Source organism: Azospirillum doebereinerae (assembly GCF_003989665.1).
GTDB lineage: Bacteria > Pseudomonadota > Alphaproteobacteria > Azospirillales > Azospirillaceae > Azospirillum > Azospirillum doebereinerae.
Map to the genome: position 1 here is coordinate 123,207 of NZ_RZIJ01000019.1, position 21,500 is coordinate 144,706.

General features: G+C 69.8%; 18 protein-coding genes. 9 read left to right on the forward strand and 9 right to left on the reverse strand.

Going from position 1 to position 21,500, the window contains the following annotated elements:
- The 3 genes from EJ913_RS21855 to EJ913_RS21865 are packed head-to-tail and all read right to left on the reverse strand — an operon-like array spanning position 1 to position 3,648.
- Entirely contained in the window at positions 1–1,050 is a 1,050-nt protein-coding gene (locus EJ913_RS21855) for an ABC transporter permease (protein WP_127001843.1), read from the reverse strand.
- Positions 1,040–2,608 carry an ABC transporter ATP-binding protein gene (locus EJ913_RS21860; protein ID WP_127001845.1) on the reverse strand — a complete coding sequence of 523 codons (1,569 nt, stop codon included), beginning with the start codon at positions 2,606–2,608 and terminating at the stop codon, positions 1,040–1,042. The genes EJ913_RS21855 and EJ913_RS21860 overlap by 11 nt, the downstream gene beginning before the upstream one ends.
- A 17-nt stretch (positions 2,609–2,625) precedes the next feature.
- Positions 2,626–3,648 (reverse strand): BMP family protein, encoded by a 1,023-nt coding sequence (locus tag EJ913_RS21865; protein ID WP_127001847.1) that lies wholly within the window; start codon positions 3,646–3,648, stop codon positions 2,626–2,628.
- A 269-nt stretch (positions 3,649–3,917) separates the two neighbouring features.
- On the opposite strand from EJ913_RS21865, the gene EJ913_RS21870 reads away from it, so the two are divergent.
- From EJ913_RS21870 to EJ913_RS21885, 4 genes are all read left to right on the forward strand, one after another.
- Positions 3,918–4,196 (forward strand): hypothetical protein, encoded by a 279-nt coding sequence (locus tag EJ913_RS21870; RefSeq protein ID WP_127001849.1) that lies wholly within the window; start codon positions 3,918–3,920, stop codon positions 4,194–4,196.
- 399 nt (positions 4,197–4,595) lie between these two features.
- Positions 4,596–7,199 (forward strand): methyl-accepting chemotaxis protein, encoded by a 2,604-nt coding sequence (locus EJ913_RS21875; protein WP_127001851.1) that lies wholly within the window; start codon positions 4,596–4,598, stop codon positions 7,197–7,199.
- An 80-nt stretch (positions 7,200–7,279) separates the two neighbouring features.
- Positions 7,280–7,474: a hypothetical protein gene (locus EJ913_RS21880; protein WP_127001853.1), complete on the forward strand. Its 195-nt coding sequence runs from the start codon at positions 7,280–7,282 to the stop codon at positions 7,472–7,474.
- 91 nt (positions 7,475–7,565) lie between these two features.
- A complete protein-coding gene (locus tag EJ913_RS21885; protein WP_127001855.1) occupies positions 7,566–8,231 on the forward strand; it encodes a ChrR family anti-sigma-E factor in 666 nt (221 codons plus the stop codon).
- 15 nt (positions 8,232–8,246) lie between these two features.
- Here EJ913_RS21885 and EJ913_RS21890 read toward each other — a convergent pair whose 3' ends face one another.
- Positions 8,247–8,732 (reverse strand): acyl-CoA thioesterase, encoded by a 486-nt coding sequence (locus EJ913_RS21890; protein ID WP_127001857.1) that lies wholly within the window; start codon positions 8,730–8,732, stop codon positions 8,247–8,249.
- 329 nt (positions 8,733–9,061) lie between these two features.
- Here EJ913_RS21890 and EJ913_RS21895 point away from each other — a divergent pair, with 329 nt between their 5' ends.
- On the forward strand, positions 9,062–11,317 hold the full coding sequence (locus EJ913_RS21895; protein WP_127001859.1) for a carbohydrate-binding domain-containing protein: 2,256 nt from the start codon (positions 9,062–9,064) through the stop codon (positions 11,315–11,317).
- A 300-nt stretch (positions 11,318–11,617) separates the two neighbouring features.
- Positions 11,618–11,782: a hypothetical protein gene (locus EJ913_RS31795; protein WP_185909883.1), complete on the forward strand. Its 165-nt coding sequence runs from the start codon at positions 11,618–11,620 to the stop codon at positions 11,780–11,782.
- Between the two features lie 27 nt (positions 11,783–11,809).
- Here EJ913_RS31795 and EJ913_RS21900 read toward each other — a convergent pair whose 3' ends face one another.
- From EJ913_RS21900 to hyi, 5 genes are all read right to left on the reverse strand, one after another.
- The gene (locus EJ913_RS21900) at positions 11,810–12,403 is read right to left on the reverse strand and encodes a TetR/AcrR family transcriptional regulator (RefSeq protein WP_127001861.1); all 594 of its coding nucleotides are present in this window, start codon (positions 12,401–12,403) and stop codon (positions 11,810–11,812) included.
- 200 nt (positions 12,404–12,603) lie between these two features.
- A complete protein-coding gene (locus EJ913_RS21910) occupies positions 12,604–13,602 on the reverse strand; it encodes an aldo/keto reductase (RefSeq protein WP_127001863.1) in 999 nt (332 codons plus the stop codon).
- 86 nt (positions 13,603–13,688) lie between these two features.
- On the reverse strand, positions 13,689–14,957 hold the full coding sequence (locus EJ913_RS21915) for a glycerate kinase type-2 family protein (RefSeq protein WP_127001865.1): 1,269 nt from the start codon (positions 14,955–14,957) through the stop codon (positions 13,689–13,691).
- A gap of 235 nt (positions 14,958–15,192) precedes the next feature.
- A complete protein-coding gene (gene glxR / locus EJ913_RS21920; protein ID WP_127001867.1) occupies positions 15,193–16,077 on the reverse strand; it encodes a 2-hydroxy-3-oxopropionate reductase in 885 nt (294 codons plus the stop codon).
- A gap of 35 nt (positions 16,078–16,112) precedes the next feature.
- Complete coding sequence (gene hyi, locus EJ913_RS21925) at positions 16,113–16,907, reverse strand: hydroxypyruvate isomerase (protein ID WP_127001869.1); 795 nt, start codon at positions 16,905–16,907, stop codon at positions 16,113–16,115.
- Positions 16,908–17,183: 276 nt separating this feature from the next.
- Between hyi and EJ913_RS21930 the strand changes: the two genes are divergently transcribed.
- The 3 genes from EJ913_RS21930 to EJ913_RS21940 all read left to right on the forward strand — a co-directional run bounded on the left by EJ913_RS21930 (position 17,184) and on the right by EJ913_RS21940 (position 21,295).
- Positions 17,184–19,238 (forward strand): oxidoreductase, encoded by a 2,055-nt coding sequence (locus EJ913_RS21930; protein ID WP_280531387.1) that lies wholly within the window; start codon positions 17,184–17,186, stop codon positions 19,236–19,238.
- A 259-nt stretch (positions 19,239–19,497) separates the two neighbouring features.
- The gene (locus EJ913_RS21935; RefSeq protein ID WP_238519012.1) at positions 19,498–20,445 is read left to right on the forward strand and encodes a sensor histidine kinase; all 948 of its coding nucleotides are present in this window, start codon (positions 19,498–19,500) and stop codon (positions 20,443–20,445) included.
- A gap of 91 nt (positions 20,446–20,536) precedes the next feature.
- Positions 20,537–21,295, forward strand: coding sequence for a TlyA family RNA methyltransferase (locus EJ913_RS21940; RefSeq protein WP_127001875.1), 759 nt, complete (start codon positions 20,537–20,539; stop codon positions 21,293–21,295).
- Positions 21,296–21,500 lie beyond the last annotated feature (205 nt).

Below are 21,500 nucleotides of genomic sequence, written 5' to 3' on the forward strand. Positions count from 1 at the left end.
TCAGCCTCGCCGCAGGCGGTAGCGCGCCAAGAGCCCGGCGACCAGCATGCAGAGCAGGCTGGTGGCGACGAGCACGTCGGCGATGTAGTTGGGCACCGGCATGGCGCGGCTCATGGCGTCGGCGCCGACGAAGATGCCGGCGATGAACAGCGCCGCCCCGACCACGCCCAGCGGGTGGAGCTGGGCCAGCATGGCGACGACGATGCCGCTGTAGCCGAAGCCGGGCGACAGGTCGAGCGTCAGGTAGCCCTTCAGCCCCAACACCTCCGACGCCCCGGCTAGCCCGGCGAGACCGCCGGACAGCAGGGCGGTGCGCAGCATGATCCACGACACCGGCATGCCGGCGAAGGCCGCCGCGCGCGGGTTGGCGCCGACCGCGCGGTTCTCGTAGCCCCAGATGGTCCGGGTGTCGATCAGCCACAGCAGCACCGCCAGACCCAGCGCGACGGCGAGACCGGCGTGCAGGCGGGTGCGTTCGACCAGCTTGGGCAGCTCCGCCGCCGGATCGACCGGGGCCGACTGCGGCCAGCCCATCCCCATCGGGTCCTTGAGCGCGCCCTCCAGCAGCATCGACACCAGCAGCAGGACCACGAAGTTCAGCAGCAGCGTCGTCACCACCTCGTCCACGCCGAAGCGGGTCTTGAGGACGGCCGGACCCAGCAGCGTGACGCCGCCGGCCGCCATGCCGGCCAGCATCACCGCCGGGATCAGCAGCCAGGACGGCAGGTTCAGCATGCCGCCGCCCAGCACCACGGCGGCGAGCGCGCCCATGTAGAGCTGCCCCTCGGCGCCGATGTTCCACAGCTTGGCGCGGAAGGCGACGGCGGCGGCGAGCCCGGTCAGGATCAGCGGGGTGGCCCGCGTCAGCGTCTCGGTCAGGGCGAAGCGGGAGCCGACGGCGCCCTCGATCAGCAGCCCGTAGGCGCGCAGGACCGGCGCACCGGTCCAGGCGATCAGCAGGGCGCAGAGCGCCAGCGCCGCGACCACCGCCGCGACGGGCGCCAGCAGCCGGACGGCGAGGGGGGTGTCGTTGCGCGGTTCAAGCCGCATCGACGATCTCCGGCAGGATGTCCCAATGCCCGGCCATCAGCAGGCCGAGCTGGCGGACCGACACGCGGTCGTGCGGCAGAAGCGGGGTGAGGCGCCCGTGGTGGATGACGGCGATGCTGTCGGCGAGCGCCAGGATCTCGTCGAGATCCTCGGAGATCAACAGCACCCCGGCGCCGGCCGCGCGGGCCTCCAGCAGCCGGCCATGGACGTAGGACACGGCGCCGACGTCGAGCCCGCGCGTCGGCTGGCTCGCCAGGATCAGGTCGGGGCCGTGGGCCAGCGTGCGGCCGAGGATCAGCTTCTGCATGTTGCCGCCCGACAGAAGCTGCGTGCGGGCGTCCGGCCCCGGACAGCGCACGTCGAAGGCGTCGATGACGTCGTGGGCGTAGGCGCGGGCGGCGCCCCGGCGCAGCACACCCAGCCGGGAGAAGGCGGGGTCGCGGTAGCGCTCGGCGATCAGGTTCTCCCACACCGCCATGGCGCCGACCAGCCCGGCGCTGTGCCGGTCCTCGGGGATGCGGGCGACGCCGCGCCGGACCATGGCGGCCGGGTCGGCGCGGTCCACCGTCTCGCCCTTCAGGGCGGCGTGGCCGGCATCGGGGTGGATCAGCCCGCTGACCAGATCGGCCAGCGCCGTCTGGCCGTTGCCCGACACCCCGGCGATGCCGACGACCTGATGGCGGCGGATGGTCAGATCCACGGCGTCCAGCAGCGGCCGGCCGTGATCGGACTTGACCGTCACCGCCGACAGCGCCAGCACCGGCTCGCCCGGCGCCAGCGGGGCGGGGGAGGGCGGCTTCACGGCGCGGCCGACCATCAGCTCGGCCAGCTTCTCGCGGTCGGTGGAGGCGGTGGCGTGGGTGGCGACCAGCTTTCCGGCGCGGAGCACCGCGACCGTATCGCTGGCGGCGAAGACCTCGTTCATCTTGTGGCTGATGAAGACCACCGCCAGCCCGTCCGCCGTCAGCTTGCGCAGCGTCTCGAACAGCCCGGCGGATTCCTGCGGCGTCAGCACGGCCGTCGGCTCGTCGAGGATCAGGATGCGGGCGTCGCGGAAGAGCGCCTTGAGGATCTCGACCCGCTGGCGCTCGCCGACCGACAGGTCCCCGACCAGCGCGTCCGGCCGCACCCCCAGACCGAAGCGCCCGGCCAGATCGAGCAGCCGGCGCTTGGCCGTCCCGCGATCCGACCAGGGGCGCCACAGCCGCTCGGTCCCGACCGCGACGTTGTCGAGCACCGACAAATTGTCCGCCAGCGTGAAGTGCTGGTGGACCATGCCGATGCCGGCCTGGAGCGCGGCGCGGGGCGAGCCCGGCGGCAGCGGCCGGCCGAACGCCTCGATGCTGCCCGCGTCGGCCACGTAATGGCCGAACAGGATGTTCATCAGGGTGGTCTTGCCGGCCCCGTTCTCGCCCAGCAGCGCCAGCACCTCGCCGGCGCGCAAGCTCAGCGAGATGGAGTCGTTGGCGAGCAGCGGACCGAAGCGCTTGGTGATCCCGGCAAGGCGGAGGACGACCTCCGCCTTGCCGTCGGCGCGTGCGGCGACGGGTGTGGGCATGGCGGAGGTCGTCACGGTCACATCGTCGACTTCGGCTCGCCGTCGTCGACCTTGACGGTGAACGTGCCGGCGCGGATCTCGGCCTCGCGGGCCTTGACCTTGGCGACGGTTTCCGCCGGGATCTTGGACTCGAAGGTGCCGAGCGGGGCGAGGCTGGAGCCCTTGTGCTCCATCTTGCTGTAGGGGCCGTAATCCTCGGCCTTGTAGGTGCCGGCCTTCACGGCGGCGATGGCGCGGTCGACCGACGGCTCCATGTGCCACAGCGCGCTGGCGACCACGGTGTCGGGGTATTGCGGCTGGGTGTCGATGACGTTGCCGATGGCGAGCACCTTGCGCTCCTTGGCCGCGTCGGACACGCCGAAACGCTCGGCGTACAGCACGTCGGCGCCACGGTCGATCATGGCGAAGGCGGCTTCCTTGGCCTTGGGCGGGTCGAACCACGAGCCGATGAAGCTGACGGAGACCTTGACCTTCGGGTTGACCTCCTTGGCGCCCTCGATGAAGGCGTTCATCAGGCGGTTGACCTCGGGGATCGGGTAGCCGCCGACCAGACCGATCGTGTTCGACTTGGTCATCGCCCCGGCGATCATGCCGGTCAGGTAGGCCGGCTCCTGGATGTAGTTGTCGAAGACCGAGAAGTTCGGCTCCTGCGGCTTGAAGCTGGAGCCCATGACGAAGGCGGTCTTGGGATAGTCCTTGGCGACGCCGCGCGCCGCGCGCTCCACGCCGAACACCTCGCCGAAGACCAACTGCTGGCCGGCCTCGGCGTATTGGCGCATCACGCGCTCATAGTCGGTGTTGGCGACCGATTCCGCCCAGACATACTCGATCTCGCCGCGCGCCTCGGCGGCCTTCAGGGCGGTGTGGATGCGGCTGACCCATTGCTGCTCGATCGGCACCGTGTAGACGCCGGCGACCTTCACCTTGCCGGCCGTCTGGGCCAGCGCCGGCATCGCGCCGATCAAGGCCGCGGCGGCCACGCCGCCTAGGACGGCGCGCCGCGCCACGCGCAGGGTCGCCCCGATTCCACGAAAACCCATACCTGTTCCCCTCCGTTTGCTCACGCCGTCCCATGCGGGCGCGGCGGCTTGAAGTTGCAACAGCGGTGCCACGCCACGGACCGTGCCGTCCGTTGGAACAGTCGGTCATGCGGGGATGAAGAAACTGGCATGTGGCTGAAAAAGGAGCAGCCCGTCAAGCCGCCCGTGCCTTGTGTCGATGCTCGCCGCCGTTCGTTGCCGTTTCCGCGAAACCTTCCGGGGATCCAACGGTTGAGGGTTGCACAACCGGTATCCAGAAGGAGGCGGACATGGACAGGAACAGCGACGGCGACGGCGACGGCGTGACGGTGCTCGAGGAGAACGGCAGCTTCCGGCTGGTCGCCAGCGAGGGCCGTTACGCGGTGGTGGAAACGCGCGGCGGGCGGGTCTACGGCGTGCCCAGCGACGAGACCGGGGGGCGGGACGGCGCCGCCGACGACGCCGAGGGCGTGGAGGCGGTCGCCCGCTGGACCGCCGAGGCCGACGCCCGCGCCCTGTTGGCCAATCTCGCCGCGCGTGGCGACCAGTTGGCCCGCGACCTGCGATAGAGGGAGGGCGGACCACCGGTGCCGTTGCGGCGGCAAGCGCGCGCGTCGCGACGGCGCCGGCGTGTGGGCAAGGGGCCGCCGCTTGCCGGGAAGCGGCAAAGGTCCAGCTTTTGCTAAAATGCTAAATAACGACTAGTCAAAAAATCGCATGAAATTTCGCATAGAAATTTCACTGGACGGAACGAAGCGAAAAAACATTCCTCTTGGTGGAAAATCCCGATTGACGCTGGTCGTCCGCGCACGGAAGCATCGCGCCCAACCCGTGAGGCTTAACGTCGCAGGCAAGTGACGCGCGCCGTGGCGCTCCCCCGATCGCACAGCCGTGGTCGGGACCGCGCCCCCGCGTTCGCCGCTCCCGACGCGAGGCCGCCGGACTCCGTCGTAAGGGATCGCGCCAGCATGACCACCGCCACCCCGATTTCGCCGCGCTCCGGTTTCCGGTTCGGTGTCCGCGCCAAGCTGATGCTGGCCTTCGCCGGCATGGCCGGCATGACGGTCGCCGCCAGCGTCGTCGGCCTGACCTCCTTCTCGGCGGTCGAGGCGCCGCTGGCCCGCATCGTCGGCACCAGCCTGCCGGAAATGGAGCTGGCGACCCGGCTGTCGGGGGAAAGCGGCGGCATCGCGGCGGCGGCGCCGACCCTGAACGCGTCGGAAAGCCAGGAGGAGCGCGCGCGGCTCGACGCCCAGATCATGCAGCGGGCTCGTGGCCTGCTGGCGCTGGTGGACGAGCTTGGCGGCCGGCGCCCCAACGACCCCCTCCTGCCGGAGGTGCGCGAGAAGGCCAAGGCGTTGATCGCCACGCTGGAAACGGAAAACGCCGCCGTTGAGCACCGCCTGTCGGTCCGCGCCCAGCGCGAGGACACGATGGCGGCGCTGTCCAAGAGTTACGACACGTTCCTCGCGGCGCTGACGCCGCTGGTCGAGGGGGCGGGGGTCACGCTGCGCGCCAAGGGCGACGCGCTCGATTCCGGCACCGACCAGGAGATGGGCACCCTGTCCGACGCGGTGCGGGCGCTGATCGCGCTCTACGAACTGCGCGGCGACATCGCCGCGGCGTCGGACGCGCTGGGCCGGGCCGGCGCCGCCACCTCGGCGGCCGCCGTCATCCAGCACCAGCAGTCCTATCTGGAGGCGTCCTCCCACGTTGCCGAGGCGGTCGGCGGTCTGGGCGAACGCATGAGCAAGGAGACCACCGAGGCGCTCGACGCCTTCTTCCGGCTCGGTTACGGCAAGGACAGCGTCTTCGACCTGCGCCGCGCGGCGCTGGAAGGCGCGGAGGGTGGCCGGGCGGCCGACCAGCGCCTCGCCGACCGTCTGACCGACGCGCGGGCGCGCTCGACCGCGCTGCTGGACCAGCTCCAGCCGCCGCTGCGCGCCGTGAAGTCCGAGATCAAGCGGGCGAACTTCGACGTGCGCTCGCAGATCCAGGATTCCATGAAGGATCTGCTGGGCGACGGGCTGGACCGCTTCCGCGCCTTCCTGGAGCTGTCCGCCAAGGGCGACGCCGTCATCGGCGCGCTGAACGAGGCGGCCCAGGCCCCCGACGAGGAGCGGCTGAAGACCCTGGAGCGCCGCCACGCCGCCGCCGCGATGGCGCTGACCGCCCGTCTGGCGCGGGTCGGACGCGGGGCCGGCGAGGACGACGTGTCCGGGCTGGTCAAGGCCGCCGACGCGCTGGCCGCCTTCGGCAAGGGCGAGGCGAGCGTCTTCGCGCTGCGCCGGGCGGAGCTGGCGGCGACCGAGGGCAGCAACGGCGTGCTGGCCGAGAACCGCGCGCTGGCCCAGCGCTTCACCGAGACGGTGGACCGCCAGATCGCCGCGATGAAGGCCGAGGCGGGCGCCGCCGCCGCCGGGGCGACCGTCGCCATCGGCAACGGCCGCACCATGATGATCCTGTTCGCGCTGGCCAGCCTGATCGGCGCCGCCGCGCTGGCGTGGTTCGTCGCCGGCCGGGGCATCGCGTCGCGCGTCTCGCAACTGTCGGACGCCATGCGGGCCATCGCCGGGGGCAACCTCGACGCCAGGATCCCGCAGGCCGGCTCCGACGAGATCGGCGACATGGCCCAGGCTTTGATCGTCTTCCGCGACACCGCCACCGTGGCGAAGGAGGCCAACGCGCGCGCCGAGGCCGAGCGGGGGCGCGCCGCCCAGGAACGCCGCCGCGCCATGGTCGAGATGGCCGAGAGCTTCGAGACCAGCGTCCGCTCGGTGCTGGAGCGTGTTTCCCGCGCGGCCGGCGAGATGCAGGACATGGCGCAGAGCATGACCCGCAACGCCCAGGCCACGACCGGGGAGGCGTCCTCCGCCGCCGGCACCTCGCAGCAGGCCGAGGGCAGCGTCAAGGCGGTGGCCGCCGCGACCGAGGAGCTGTCGGCCTCGATTCAGGAGATCGGCAGCCAGGTGACCGCCTCCAGCCAGATCGCCCGCAAGGCGGCCGAGGACGCCCAGCGCACCGACCGGACGGTGGAGGGGCTGTCGGCCACCGCCAACAAGATCGGCGAGGTCGTGCAGTTGATCCACAACATCGCCAGCCAGACCAACCTGCTGGCCTTGAACGCGACCATCGAGGCGGCCCGCGCGGGCGAGGCCGGCAAGGGCTTCGCGGTGGTGGCGAGCGAGGTGAAGAACCTCGCCAACCAGACCGGCAAGGCGACGGAGGAGATCTCGGCCCAGATCACGGCGATGCAATCGGTGACGCGCGAGGCGGTGGAGGCGATCCGCTCCATTGCCGGCACCATCGGCGACATCAACGAGATCGCCGCGACCATCGCGGCGGCGGTGGAGCAGCAGAGCGCGGCAACCCGCGAGATTGCCCGCAACGTGGGCGAGGCCGCCGACGGCACCCAGCACGTCCGCAACAGCATCGATTCCGTGGCGCGCTCGGCGGTGGAGTCGGGGCAGTCGGCGAACCGGGTGCTGACGGCCTCCGCGACGGTGGCGGACGAGGTGCGCGCGCTCGGCTCGCAGGTCGACACGCTGGTCGGCCGCATGCGGGCGGGCTAAGAGCGGCCTGCGGGCGATAACTTTTGAGGGGGGGTGGTGATCCGCCACGGCGGCGGTGGCGTATGCAGCGCTGAGTGGACATGAGAGGTTCCCAAGCGATGCCGCCCGCCGTCTTTTCCCGCCTGATCCTGGCCGCCGCCCTGATGGGGCTTCTGGGCATCGCCGCCTCCGCCGGGGCCAAGGGGCGGGAGCCGTCCCCCTTCGATGTTTGGCGCGACCAGCCGGCCGCCACCAGCTGCGGACCCTTTCCGCAACCGGTCGGACGCGCGCCATGAGCCGCCCGGCCGCTTGCGGGCCTTGCCGACGGTCGCCAGGGCTGCGTATCGTTCGCAAGCGAAAGAGCGGACGCGGCGGGGGGCGGCAGGCATGAACGAAGCCCACGCGCTTCCAAACCACCACCCGAGCGACGCGCTGCTGGTCGATTACGGTGCGGGCGCGTTGGGCGAGGGGCTGTCCCTGGCGGTGGCGTTGCACCTCACCCGCTGCCCGGAGTGCCGCGCGGCGCTGGCCGGGATCGACGCGGTCGGCGGCGCGCTGCTGGAAGGGCTGCCGCCGGACCCGCTGGAGCGGCTGACCCTGGCCGGCGTGCTGGCTGAACTCGACCGGGATCCGCCGATGCGACCGGCGCCGCGTCCCATGGCGGCGGATCCCTCCCTGCCGGGGCCATTGCGCGGCTACGTGCCCTCGCTGGCGGCGGCGCCCTGGCGGCGTCTGGCGCCGGGCGTCCGCCGCGTCGAACTGATGCCGCGCACCCCGCGCGGCGGGGGTGCGCAGTTGCTGCGCATCGCGCCGGGCGTCGGGGTACCCCATCACGGGCATCGCGGGCTTGAGCTGACCGTGGTGCTGTCGGGGGCCTATTCCGACGGGCTGGCGCGCTACGCGGCCGGCGATCTCGCCGAGATGGACGGCGACCGCCAGCACCAGCCGGTCGCCGACAGCGGCGACGAGTGCGTCTGCGTGATCGCCACCGAGGCCCCGCTGCGCTTCACCGGCCTTTTGGGTCGGCTGATGCAGCCCCTGATCCGGCTTTAGCGATCCGGCTTTCGCTCAGACCTCGCAGCCGGCCTTGTAGCGTTCCATCGCGTGGCGGATGTCGTCGGGGATCGGAATCGAGGCGAAATCGTCGAGCGAGGTCGTGACCACCGTCAGCCCCCCCGACAGCCGCACCTGCCCGTTCACCTCGCCGTTGATGCGCAGCTTCAGGGAACTGCGGCCCAGCCGCTCGATCAGCACGCCCAGCGTCAGGGTGTCGCCCATGCGGCTGGGGATGGTGAAGTCACACTCCGCGTGCACGATCGGCAGGCCGAGCCGGCGGTCGAGGATCATGCTGGCGTAGTCGATGTCCAGCCCCTGGGTGAACCAGTCCTCCACCACGCCGTTGAACATGTCGAAATAGACCGGGAAATAGACGATTCCGGCCGGGTCGCTGTGGGAGAAACGAATGGGCCGCTGCACCCGGAAGCATCCCGCCGGCAGGGGCCGGTGGCCGGGGTGGTCGTCGGGGCGGCGGGGCCGTTCGCTGAAATCGGGCATCTCTGGGTCGATCCTTGTTCTCCGCGCGGTCCGTTCCGGGGGCCGACGGAGCCGTCGTCATAACAGTAGTGTCTGATCCAAACAATCCGGGAAAACGACCTTTTGTTCAACGACTTCCTGCAACATCCGGGAAAACCTGACAAATATGGTCCTATCCCCTGTTGCCGGAATGCTGCACTGCGTCAAGAACGGCGGGGATGGCGGATCGATCCGGCCGTGTCGCGGATTTGTCCCAACGATCCCGATTTTTCGGCGAAACATCACACAAAGATCCCGCAGGGCTTGTCCATCTTCGGCGCTCCAAGGAAATCGAGCGAGGACACCGACCAATGGCTAGCACCACCACCCGCACCGCCACGAAGATCGTCGTGAACGCGCAGGGCAAGGCGGCCGGCGGCGCCAACGCGCACTTCAACCTGCTGGTCGACGGCGTCAAGGTGGGCGAGGGCACCGCCGCCGCCACCGCCAAGGACTTCACCTTCACCCCGACGCTGGACACCGGTCTCGCGCACAAGGTGCAGATCCAGTACGACAACGACGCCGTCATCAACGGCCAGGACCGCAGCCTGACGGTCAACAGGATCACCATCGGCGACAAGACCGTGTCCCCGACCGACAGCATCGTCAGCTACGACAAGGGTGCGCTCGACGGCAAGGACGTCGCCGCCGGTCAGTCGGGGATGTGGTGGAACGGCACGCTGGTGGTCAACGCCGACAAGAGCTTCTTCCCGGTTCCGGCCACCACCACCCCGACGGCCGGTCTCGACACCATCGTGGTCAACGCCCAAGGCGTCGCGGCCGGCGGCGTGAACGCCCACTTCAAGGTGCTGGTCGACGGCAAGCAGATCGGCGAGGGCAACGCCACGACCTCGGCCAAGGACTACACCTTCACCACCGACGCGGCCGACAAGGTCGCCCACAAGGTGCAGATCCAGTACGACAACGACGCCGTCATCAACGGCCAGGACCGCAGCCTGACCGTCAACAAGATCACCGTCAACGGCCACGGCTACAACCCGACCGACAGCGCGGTGAGCTACGACAAGGGCGCGCTCGACGGCAAGGACGTGGTGGCCGGCCAGAAGGGCATGTGGTGGAACGGCACGCTGGTGGTCAACGCCCCGGCCTCCGACTTCCCGGCCGGCACCACCACGACGCCGACCACCCCCACGACCCCGACCGAGCCGACGCCGACCGGTCCGGCCTTCTACGTCGCCACCAACGGCAAGGACAGCTGGTCGGGCAAGCTGTCGGCCCCCAACGCCGACGGCACGGACGGCCCCTTCGCCAGCCTGACCAAGGCGCAGTCGGCCATGCGGGCGGACTCCACCATCGACACCACCTACGTGCGCGGCGGCGACTACACCCTGAAGAGCGTGCTCTGGTTGGATGGCCAGGATTCCGGCGTGACCATCGCCGGCTATGGCAGCGAAAAGGCGGTGATCCACGGCGGTTCGCAGGCTTCGGTGTCGATCGGCCTCGGCGGTGCCAAGAACGTGACCATCGAAGGCCTGAATTTCACCGACGGCGTTTCGAGCGGACACTACGTCTACGCCGACAACGCCGCCGGCCTGACCTTCGCGAACAACGTCGTGACGGGCGGCGGCTACGGCATCACGGTGCAGAACAGCGCCAACAGCAAGGTCGTCGGCAACCAGTTCGACCGCACCGGCGCCGAGGCCGTCTTCGTCAAGGCCGGCTCCAACGCCACGGTCGTCTCCGACAACCTCATCAAGCATCCGAACGCGGCCGACCGCGGCGACGCCGGGATCTGGATCAACGGCAGCTCCGACGTCAAGGTCACGCACAACCAGATCGAGGACTCGCCGGAGAAGGCCATCGCCATCGGCTCGATCGAAACGACGGGCAGCGACGCGACCTACCGGGCGACCGTGGCCTTCAACAAGGTGATCGACGCCAATCTGGAATCGAACGACGGCGGCGGCATCTATCTGATCAACCGTCAGCAGAGCCTGACCGATCACATCGTCGTCAACAACGAGGTGACCGGCACCACGGCGACCAACCCCTCGAGCCCCGTGGCGAGCTGGGGCATCTACCTCGACGACTGGACCAGCGGCGCCACGGTGAAGGGCAACTACGTGCACGGCAACATCGGCGGCGTCTTCCTGCACGGCGGCTGGAGCAACACCGTCACCGACAACCTGATCGCCGGCAACACCGGCGCCCAGGTCGGCCTGCAGCAGGACGTGGCCTGGGGCGGCTGGAAGGGCACGACGATGTCCAACAACGACATCACCGGCAACGTCATCGACACCTCGAAGGGCGTCGCCGTCCATCTCTACGGCCCGGCCAACATGGGCAAGTTCCACGACAACGAGTACACCAGCCTGGACACCAACGCCCGGCTGTTCGAGGCCTGGCCGCAGGTGATGAGCAGCGGGTCCAGCGGCACGCTGAAGAACTGGCAGGCCGCCGGCTACGACAGCGGGTCGGAGGCGCTGGACGCGCATTTCATCAACCCGTCGGCGGGGAACTACATGTTGGCCGCCGACTCGCCGGTCTACCAGCACGGCTTCGACGTGCTGCCCTTCGACCAGATGGGTCTGCTGACGGGCGTATGAGTCACGGCCAGGGCAGCGGTTCGGCCTCGGCGGAAACGCCGGGGCGGAACCGTTGGCTGGGCAGGGCGTTATTGCTTCGGAACAGTCACTCGGCCTGACGCCGGGGGCATCTTGAAGACAAGAGCGTGCACCCCAACCTGTTGCATCGGATACACCGCTTTCGATGTCTGGCGAACACTCCGCGGACTTCGCGCCGTCACGGCGCGGAGTCTGCAGCCGGGCCAAGAAATGCCCCGATTGCGGCCAGGAACAGGGCCGTGAACCGTCAATGAGGACACAATGGACCGTCGCGATATTTGGATGAAGGATCCCGAGCTGAAGGCCGCCTACGAGGCCCTCGGCCCCAAGTTCCGGCAGGACGTGGAAATGGCGCAGCAGCGGCGTTCGCAGCGCGGCGCCCAGCACGCCGTCGCCGTTTCGTCCCGCTCCGCCGCCCGCCAGCCGGTGGTCGTGGTGCGCCGCTAAGTTTCCGGCGCCGATTTTCCAGCCTTTTCAGGCCCTTCCCGACTCCAGCCCCCGCATGACCAGCTCCCATACGCCGTCGAAGGCGGTGGCGATGGTGGGATCGGACCATTCCGCCGCGTGGGCGGGGTGGTGGAACCGGGCCGTCGCGTCGAGCAGGGCACGCCCCGACGCCTCCGGATTCTCCGCCGCGAAGACCCCCTGCGCCACGCCGTCGGCCACGATGCGGGCGAGATGGGCGGCCAGCGTGGCGACGTGCTTCCCCACGACCTCCCGCGAATCGGCGGCGAGGGTGGAGTAGGTCGCGAACATTTCCGGGTCGTCGAGCACCTTGACGCGCTTGGCGGCGATCAGCGTGTCGAACCAGCGGCGGAGCCGGTCCGGTGCCGGCCCGTCCCCGTTCGCGATGACGGCGAGGGGTGAGGAGACGCGGTCGAGCCAGCGTTCCAGCACCGCCTCGCGCAGCGCCGCCTTGCTGGGGAAATGCCGGTAGACGCTGCCGTGGCTGACCCCCAGCGCGCGGGCGACGTCGACCACCGTGGCCTTGGCCGGGCCGAAGCGGCGGAGGACATCCTCCGCCGCCTCCAGGATACGTTCTGGGGTGAGGATGGTCGGCTCAGCCATGGACGCTTCCCCGAACAGCGACCAAAGCCCTTCTCCCCTTGTGGGAGAAGGGTTGGGATGAGGGGTATTCCGCCGAAGGCGGAAAGATTCGCGCACCCCTCACCCCAACCCCTCTCCCGCAAGGGGAGAGGGGCTTGATCGGCACATTTCCTTCATGGAAAGACGCAATAGCCACAAGCGGCCGCTTCGGACAGCCCCCCTCAGCCCCGCTCGCTGTCGAGCATCGCCATCTGCGGCGCGGCGTAGCGGTCGCCCGCCGCGGCGCCGGGCGGCACCGCCCGTTCGATCGCGGCGAGGTCGTCTGCGGACAGGTCAAGGTCGAGGGCTCCCAGGGATTCGGCAAGCCGGTCGCGCCGCCGCGCGCCGACCAGCGGCACAATATCCGAACCGCGCGACAACGCCCAGCCGATCGCGATCTGCGCGACGCTGGCCCCCTTGGCCTCGGCCACCGCGCGCAGCGCCTCGACCAGTTCCAGGTTGCGGTCGAGGTTCCCGCCCTGGAAGCGCGGGCTGTGGCCCCGGAAATCACCGGCGGCCTTGCCCTGGTCCTTCGTCCAATGACCGCCGAGCAGGCCGCGCGACAGGACGCCGTAGGCGGTGATCCCGATGCCCAGTTCCCGGCAGGTCGGCAGGACGCTCGCCTCGATCCCGCGCGTGATCACCGCGTACTCGACCTGGAGGTCGACGATCGGGTGCACGGCGGCGGCGCGGCGGATGGTCTCCGACCCCATCTCCGACAGGCCGATGTGGCGGACGTAGCCGGCCTTCACCATGTCGGCGATGGCGCCGACCGTGTCCTCGATCGGCACGTTGGGGTCGAGCCGGGCCGGGCGGTAGACGTCGATGTGGTCGAGGCCCAGCCGATTCAGCGTGTAGGCCAGGAAGGTCTTCACCGCCGCCGGCCGGCCGTCGAAGCCGGACCAGTTGCCGGCCGGGTCGCGCAGCGCCCCGAACTTGACGCTGACCTGATAGCGGTCGCGCGCGACGCCTTTCAGCGCCTCGGCGAGCAGCAGCTCGTTGTGGCCCATTCCGTAGAAATCGCCGGTGTCGAGCAACGTCACCCCGGCGTCGAGCGCCGCGTGGATGGTGGCGACGCTCTCCGCCCGGTCGGACGGGCCGTACATCCCCGACATGCCCATGCAGCCGAGCCCCAGCGCCGACACCCGCGGCCCGGTCTTTCCAAGCGAACGCATATCCATGGCTTCCCTCCATCGCAACGTGATGGAGGGTTTATCGTCCATGGACTGACAGATGTCAACATCTGTCAGTCATATTTTGACATCTGTCATTCTGCGGGCCGCTCCACGACGATGACGCGGAAGTCGTTGACGTTGGTCCGCGTCGGCCCGGTGACGACCAGATCGCCCAGCGCCTTGAAGAAGCTGTAGCCGTCGTTGTCGGCGAGGTACGCTTTGGCGTCGAGGCCGAGCGCCGCCGCCCGCGCCAGCGTGTCGGGGCGCAGCAGGGCGCCCGCGTTGTCCTCCGTCCCGTCGATGCCGTCGGTGTCGAAGGCGGCGGCAAAGATGCCGGGATGGCCGTCGAGCGCCACCGCCAGCGCCAGCAGGAACTCCACGTTGCGCCCGCCGCGTCCGTTGCCGCGCACGGTCACGGTGGTCTCGCCGCCCGACAGGATCACGGCCGGGGCGGGGACCGGCTGGTTGCGCCTCGCGATCTGGCGGGCGATGCCGGCGTGGACCTTGGCGACGTCGCGCGCCTCGCCCTCGATGGCGTCGCCCAGCACGACGGGGGTGAAGCCCCGGTCGCGGGCCACGGCGGCGGCGGCGTCCAGCGCGTCCTGCGGGGTGGCGATGATGGTGGTGACGGCGCCGGCCAGACGCGGGTCGCCGGGCTTGGGCGTCTCGTCGTCGGCGCGCTCCAGATGGACGGCGACGCTGGGCGGCGGGGCGATGCCGTATTTAGCGAGGATGGCGCGGGCGTCGGCGAAGCTGGTCGGGTCGGGCACGGTCGGGCCGCTGGCGATCACCGAGGGGTCGTCCCCCGGCACGTCCGACACCAGCAGCGAAACGACGCGGGCCGGATGCGCGGCGGCGGCGAGGCGCCCGCCCTTGATGGCGGACAGGTGCTTGCGAACGCAGTTCATCTCGGCGATGTCGGCGCCGCTCTTGAGCAGGGCCTTGGCAACGGCGCGCTTGTCGTCGAGCGACACGCCGGGCGCCGGCAGGGCCAGCAGCGCCGATCCGCCGCCGGAGATCAGGCAGAGCACCAGATCGTCGGCGGTCAGGCCCTGGACCATCTCCAGGATCCGCTTGGCGGCGTCCTGCCCCGCCGCATCGGGCACGGGGTGGGAGGCCTGGACCACCTCGATCCGCTCGGTCGGCAGCTCGTGGTCGTAGCGGGTGACGACCAGCCCGGTCAGCGGCCCCGGCCAGTGATCCTCGACCGTCTTCGCCATGGCGGCGGCCGCCTTGCCGGCACCGATGACGACGGTGCGCCCCTTCGGCGGTTCCGGCAGGGAGGCCGGTAGCCGCGTGTCGGCGACCACGGCGTTCAGCGCCGCCTGGAAGAGATCGTGGAGCAGGGCGTCGGTGGTCATGCTGGCTCGGTCGGGTTGGGGTCTCGGGGTGCGTAGAATGCACCGGATCGCGGGGAAGGCAAACGGTTGGTGAGGGGGAGGGGATTGCAAAGCCGTCGGCTGGCGATGGCCCCCTCCCTCCCAGGCTTGGCAGCCTAGGCCCCTCCCTCCCCCGCCGTTGGCGGTGGAGGGGATGCCGGCCGCCCGTTCCCTCTCCCGCGTCAGCGGGGGAGGGCTAGGGAGGGGGCAACAGCGCTCAGACCGCCTTCACCTCGTGGTTCGCCATCAGCTCCAGCGCCTTCAACAGCCCGGAATGGTCCCACTGCGCGCCGCCCTGCGCGGCGCAGGCGTTGAACAACTGCTGGCAGCTCGCCGTGTGCGGCAGCGACAGGTTCAGCGCCTTGGCGCCGTTCAGCGCGAGGTTCAGGTCCTTCTGGTGCAGCTCGATGCGGAAGCCGGGGGTGAAGTTGCGGTTGATCATCCGCTCGCCATGGACCTCCAGGATGCGCGACGAGGCGAAGCCGCCCATCAGCGCCTGACGGACCTTCGCCGGATCGGCCCCGGCCTTCGACGCGAACAGCAGCGCCTCGGCCACCGCCTCGATGGTCAGCGCCACGATGATCTGGTTGGCGACCTTGGTCGTCTGCCCGTCGCCGTTGCCGCCGACCAGCGTGACGTTCTTGCCCATCTTGTCGAACAGCGGCTTCACCGTGTCGAAGGCCGCCTGCGGGCCGCCGACCATGATGGTGAGCGAGGCGGCCTTGGCGCCGACCTCGCCGCCCGACACCGGCGCGTCGAGGTAGTCGGAGCCCAGAGCGTTGATGCGGGCCGCGAACTCCTTGGTCTCGATCGGCGAGATAGAGCTCATGTCCACCACGATCTTGCCGGCGCCCAGCCCCGCCGCGACGCCGTTCTCCCCGAACAGCGCGGCGGCGACGTGCGGGGTGTCGGGAACCATGGTGATGACCACCTCGGACGCCGCCGCGACCTCCGCGCCGCTGGGGCAGGGGATGGCGCCCTTGGCGGTCAGCTCGGCCGCGACCGGCTTGATGTCGTGGACGTAGAGCGTGTGACCGGCGTCCAGCAGATGCCCCGCCATCGGGGTGCCCATGATGCCGAGACCGATGAAACCGACCTTCATGGCCGTGGTCCTTTCTCGCGTGTGTTTGGGATGGTTCAGGCGTGGGCTGGTTCGGCCCGGAACGGCGCGAACCACCCGAGACCCTCGGCGGTGGTGGTCTTCGGCTTGTACTCGCAGCCGACCCAGCCGCCGTAGCCGATGGCGTCCAGGTGCTTGAACAGGAAGGGATAGTTGATCTCGCCGGTGCCCGGCTCGTTGCGGCCGGGGTTGTCGGCGAGCTGGACATGGGCGATGCGCGCGAGGTTGGCCTCGATGGATCGCGCCAGATCGCCCTCCATGATCTGCATGTGGTAGATGTCGTACTGCACGAAGAGGTTGCCGGACCCGACGCGATCGATCAGGTCGAGCGCCTGGCCGGTGCGGTTCAGGTAGAAGCCGGGGATGTCGCGGGTGTTGATCGGCTCGATCAGCAGCTTGATCCCGGCGCCGGCCAGCGCGTCGGCGGCGTAGGCCAGATTGTCCATCAGCGTGTCGCGGGCGGCGTCGGCGTCCGCGCCGGCCGGCAGCACGCCGACGAGGCAGTTCACCTGTTGGCAGCCCAGCGTCCCGGCGTAGTCGATGGCCCGCGCCACGCCGTCGCGGAACTCGGCTTGGCGCTCGGGGAAGATGGCGATGCCGCGCTCCCCGGCCGCCCAGTTGCCGGCGGGCAGGTTGTGCAGGACCTGGGTCAGCCCGTGCTGGCGCAGCCTCTCCGCCAGCGCGTCGGCCGGGAAGTCGTAGGGGAACAGATACTCCACGCCACGGAAGCCGGCATCGGCCGCCGCGGCGAATCGGTCGAGGAATGCGTGCTCGTTGTAGAGCATCGTCAGGTTGGCGGCGAACTGCACCATGGCCGAACTCCCGGTTGCGCTGGGGCCGCCGTCCGGGGATGGGGCGGCCTTTGCACCGGAGCTTGACCGCCCCCCACGCCCTTGAGCCAGTTCATCGAACGGCTTTTTCACGCAGTGGAAAGCGACGCCACCCCGGAGCGGGGCCGGAAGGCTGACTTGGCGGAATGGAGTTGACGTTTACGTAAACTTGATCCAGCATCCGCGAAACGGATGATCCGTATCCTCAGCGCACCAGAACCGCCGCCCCAAGAGCGCCCTTCCCGGAGGAAAGCCACCGTGTCCAACAGGCCCGACGCCATCCCCTACCCGCATCTGCTCAGCCCCCTCGACCTCGGCTTCACGGTGCTGAGGAACCGGGTGGTGATGGGCTCCATGCACACCGGGCTGGAGGACCGCCGCCGCGACTTCCCCAGGCTGGCCGCCTATTTCGCCGAGCGGGCGCGCGGCGGGGTCGGGCTGATGGTGACCGGCGGCTTCGCGCCCAACGTGGAGGGCTGGCTGTCGCCCTTCGGCTCGACGCTGGCCCGGCACTCCTCGGCGGTGGCGCACCGGGTCATCACGAACGCGGTCCACGCGGAGGGCGGCAAGATCGCCCTGCAAATCCTCCACGCCGGGCGCTACGCCCACAGCCCGCTGTCGGTGGCGCCGTCGCGCATCAAGTCGCCGATCACGCCGTTCACCCCGCGCGCCCTGACCGAGCGCGGGATCCAGCGCCAGATCCGCGCCTTCGTCCGCTGCGCCACGCTGGCGCGCGAGGCCGGCTACGACGGGGTCGAGGTGATGGGGTCGGAGGGCTACCTCATCAACCAGTTCCTGGTGACCCACACCAACCACCGGACCGACCGCTGGGGCGGCGCCTACGAGAACCGCATGCGCTTCCCGGTGGAGATCGTGTCGCGCATGCGCGAGGCGGTCGGCCCCGACTTCATCATCATCTTCCGCCTGTCGATGCTGGACCTCGTCCCCGACGGCAGCAGCTGGGAGGAGGTCGTCCAACTCGCCAAGGCGGTGGAGGCGGCGGGCGCCACCATCATCAACACCGGCATCGGCTGGCACGAGGCCCGCGTGCCGACCATCGCCACCAGCGTGCCGCGCGGCGCCTTCGCCTGGGTGACGCAGAAGCTGATGGGGCAGGTGTCGATCCCGCTCTGCACCACCAACCGCATCAACGCGCCCGACGTGGCCGAGGGAATCATCGCCGGGGGCGCCGCCGATCTGGTGTCGATGGCCCGGCCGCTGCTGGCCGACCCGGACTTCGTGCGCAAGGCCGCAGCCGGCACGCCGCAGGCCATCAACACCTGCATCGCCTGCAACCAGGCCTGCCTGGACCATGTCTTCTCGCGCAAGCTGGCGAGCTGCCTCGTCAACCCGCGCGCCTGCCACGAGACCGAGCTGCCCTTCCGCCCCGCCGCGACGCGCAAGCGCATCGCCGTGGTCGGCGCCGGTCCGGCGGGGCTCGGCTGCGCCAGCGAGCTGGCGGCGCGCGGGCACGACGTGCACCTGTTCGACGCGGCGGACGAGATTGGCGGCCAGTTCAACATGGCGAAGCTCATCCCCGGCAAGGAGGAGTTCCACGAGACGCTGCGTTACTTCCGCCACCGGCTGGACGAGACCGGCGTGACCTTGCGTCTGGGCCGGCGGGTGAACGCGGACGAACTGGCGGCCGGCGGCTTCGACGAGGTGGTGCTGGCGACCGGGGTGGTGCCGCGCGACCCGAAGATCCCTGGCCAATCCCACCCGATGGTGCTGAGCTACGTCGACGTGCTGCGCGGGGCCAAGCCGGTCGGCCGCCGGGTCGCCGTGGTGGGGGCGGGGGGCATCGGCTTCGACGTCTGTGAGTTCCTGTCCCAGGACGGCCCCTCGCCCAGCCTGGACGCGGCCCTGTGGCGCCGGGAATGGGGCGTCGGCGACCCGGCCGAGGCGCGCGGCGGCGTCGCGGGAATCCGTCCCCACGGCGTTCCGGCAGCGCGCGAAATCGTTCTGCTCCAGCGCAAGGCGGCCAAGCCCGGCGCCGGGCTCGGCAAGACGACCGGCTGGATCCACCGGGCACAATTGAAGATGAAGGGCGTCGAGGCGCTGGCCGGGGTAAATTACGAGCGCATCGATGACGCCGGGCTGACCGTCAGCTTCGGCGAGGCGCGCGAACGGCCGCGCCTGCTGGCGGTGGACAATATCGTGCTGTGCACTGGACAGGAGCCGTTGCGCGAGCTTGCCGCGCCGCTGGAGACCGTGGGTTTGCGCGTCCACGTCATCGGCGGCGCCGACGTGGCGGCGGAGCTGGACGCCAAGCGCGCGATCGGGCAGGGGGTACGGCTGGCGGCGAAGCTCTGACCGGCTTGGCTCTTTCGGGACCTTATCCCTTGGTCGAAGCTGCCTTCTAACACCATCGAATGTCGTACCCCTATTTGGCTAACGGTCATTCATGTTGTCCGACTGGTGCGTGGCGTCCCGCTACGCTTACAATTCGGACACATAAGGATGCATTCAGCCGAAGGCGGAAGGGTCGGACGACATGGCGCATATGTTCGCGGTCAGCGCGTTTCGCGGTGCCGATGTCGCGGAGGGAAACGGACCTTTCGGCAGCGGAACGATGGGGGCGGTGCCAGGCTTGAACCTGAACGATCCGGCGATCTTGCGTTGCCTGCTGGAGCAGACCCCGACCCCGACCGCTCTGGTCGAAGGGGCGGCCGACGTGTGCAGCTTCTCCAACGCGGCGTTCCGGTCGCTGGGTGTGGTTGCCGGCGCCACCGTGCCGGCCCAGTTCCCGGCGGTCTCTGGCTCTCTTCTGGCGGCGGCGCGGCGCGCGGGCGAAGCGCAGCGCACCCGCGCGGCCGGTGACGACGAGCGGCATTGGGACGTGCGGGTCACGCCGATGATGGGCGTCAACGGCGTGGTGCGCGCCCTGATCGTGACGGCGGAGGAGGTTCCGGAATCCCTCGTCGAGCACGACCGCCACATGCGCGAGCTCAGCCACCGGGTGAAGAACACCCTACAACTGGTCTCCAGCCTGCTGACGCTGCAAACGCTGGGCGCCAAGGAGCCGGAGGTGCGGCGCGCGCTCCAGAGCGCGGGCGGGCGCATCGGCATCGTCACCCAGGCGCACCAGCGCACGCACGCCTCCCTGCGCGCCGACGATCTGGACGTGTCCGGCCATCTGCGCGACCTCTGCACCGAGCTGGAGGCAACGCTGCCCGGCGCCCGCCGCATCCGGGTGGAGGCCGAGCCAACCTGCCTGCCGGTGGACAGCGTCATCCCGTTCAGCCTGATCGTCAACGAACTGGTCGGCAACGCCGCCAAGCACGCCTACGCCGCCGACGAGCCGGGCGGGATCGACATCAGCCTTGGCCGCGACGCCACCGGCAAGCGGCGGCTGGTGGTGGCCGATCATGGCCGGGGGCTGCCGGACGGGCTGGACGTCGCCCGTGCCACGACGCTGGGCCTGAAAGTGGTGCGGGCTTTCGCCGGCCAGTTGAAGGGCGTTCTGCGTTCCGAACCCAATTTTCCCGGCACCCGGCTGATCGTCGAGTTCCCTGGCTGAGCGGATTTCCGCAAGGCGCGCTTGCCCTTGTGGCCGTTCCGGGTCAGGAATGCGCCCCTTGTGGAACGGGGCGGACCGGGGAGACGGCGGCATGGCACGGGTGCGGGCGGATATGGCTCTGGTGGAGCGCGGCTTGGCGGAAAGCCGGGCCAAGGCGCAGGCACTGATCCTGGCCGGGTTGGTCTATTCCGATACCAAACGCATCGACAAGGCCGGCGACCTGCTGGCCGAGAATGCCCCCCTGGCGTTGAAGGGGCAGGACCACCCCTGGGTGTCGCGCGGTGGGCTGAAGCTGGTCAAGGGGCTGGACGTGTTCGGCATCGACCCGACCGGCCTGACCGCCGTGGACGTCGGCGCTTCTACCGGCGGCTTCACCGACGTGCTGCTGACGCGCGGCGCCGCGAAGGTGTATGCGGTGGATGTCGGGCATGGGCAGTTGGCCTGGAAGCTGCGCACCGACGAGCGCGTCGTGGTGTTGGAAAAGACCAACGCCCGGCACCTGACCGTGGAGGAAATCCCCGATCCGGTCGATCTGGTGGTATGCGACGCCAGCTTCATCGGGCTGGAGGTGGTCTTGCCAGCGGCGCTGGAACTGGTGGTGCCGGGCGGCCGGCTGGTCGCGCTGATCAAGCCGCAATTCGAGGTTGGCAAGGGCCGTGTCGGCAAGGGCGGCGTGGTGCGCGAGCCGGAACTGCATCGGGAGGTCTGCGACCGAATTCGCGCGTGGTTGGACGGGCTGGAGGGATGGCGCGTGCTGGACGTGACCGAAAGCCCGATCACTGGTCCGGAAGGAAATAAGGAGTTCCTGATCGGGGCGGTGAAGTCTGGCCTGGTTCGCATCGAACCATGAAATGGTCCGTTGCCTAGCGGACACTCACCATAAGAAACACGCAAAGTGGTTGCGTATCTGACGGTCCTGGCATACGGAACATGTCTATATATTTCCATAATTCGCATTATGCGTTTTTAAAGGCGCGGGAGGGTAGGTTCTATCCTGAAGTGCAACTCTTGTTTTAGAACAGGAGGTTAAGGCTTCAGGAGCGGTCATGGGACAG

Coding starts and splice junctions, on each gene's coding strand:
- EJ913_RS21865 (WP_127001847.1), bottom strand. CDS start 3,648: ATGGGTTTTCGTGGAATCGGGGCGACCCTGCGCGTGGCGCGGCGCGCC.
- EJ913_RS21870 (WP_127001849.1), top strand. CDS start 3,918: ATGGACAGGAACAGCGACGGCGACGGCGACGGCGTGACGGTGCTCGAG.
- EJ913_RS21895 (WP_127001859.1), top strand. CDS start 9,062: ATGGCTAGCACCACCACCCGCACCGCCACGAAGATCGTCGTGAACGCG.
- EJ913_RS31795 (WP_185909883.1), top strand. CDS start 11,618: ATGAAGGATCCCGAGCTGAAGGCCGCCTACGAGGCCCTCGGCCCCAAG.
- EJ913_RS21935 (WP_238519012.1), top strand. CDS start 19,498: ATGGGGGCGGTGCCAGGCTTGAACCTGAACGATCCGGCGATCTTGCGT.
- EJ913_RS21940 (WP_127001875.1), top strand. CDS start 20,537: ATGGCACGGGTGCGGGCGGATATGGCTCTGGTGGAGCGCGGCTTGGCG.
- EJ913_RS21910 (WP_127001863.1), bottom strand. CDS start 13,602: ATGGATATGCGTTCGCTTGGAAAGACCGGGCCGCGGGTGTCGGCGCTG.
- EJ913_RS21855 (WP_127001843.1), bottom strand. CDS start 1,050: ATGCGGCTTGAACCGCGCAACGACACCCCCCTCGCCGTCCGGCTGCTG.
- EJ913_RS21880 (WP_127001853.1), top strand. CDS start 7,280: ATGAGAGGTTCCCAAGCGATGCCGCCCGCCGTCTTTTCCCGCCTGATC.
- EJ913_RS21915 (WP_127001865.1), bottom strand. CDS start 14,957: ATGACCACCGACGCCCTGCTCCACGATCTCTTCCAGGCGGCGCTGAAC.
- EJ913_RS21890 (WP_127001857.1), bottom strand. CDS start 8,732: ATGCCCGATTTCAGCGAACGGCCCCGCCGCCCCGACGACCACCCCGGC.
- glxR (WP_127001867.1), bottom strand. CDS start 16,077: ATGAAGGTCGGTTTCATCGGTCTCGGCATCATGGGCACCCCGATGGCG.
- EJ913_RS21900 (WP_127001861.1), bottom strand. CDS start 12,403: ATGGCTGAGCCGACCATCCTCACCCCAGAACGTATCCTGGAGGCGGCG.
- EJ913_RS21860 (WP_127001845.1), bottom strand. CDS start 2,608: ATGCCCACACCCGTCGCCGCACGCGCCGACGGCAAGGCGGAGGTCGTC.
- EJ913_RS21885 (WP_127001855.1), top strand. CDS start 7,566: ATGAACGAAGCCCACGCGCTTCCAAACCACCACCCGAGCGACGCGCTG.
- hyi (WP_127001869.1), bottom strand. CDS start 16,907: ATGGTGCAGTTCGCCGCCAACCTGACGATGCTCTACAACGAGCACGCA.
- EJ913_RS21875 (WP_127001851.1), top strand. CDS start 4,596: ATGACCACCGCCACCCCGATTTCGCCGCGCTCCGGTTTCCGGTTCGGT.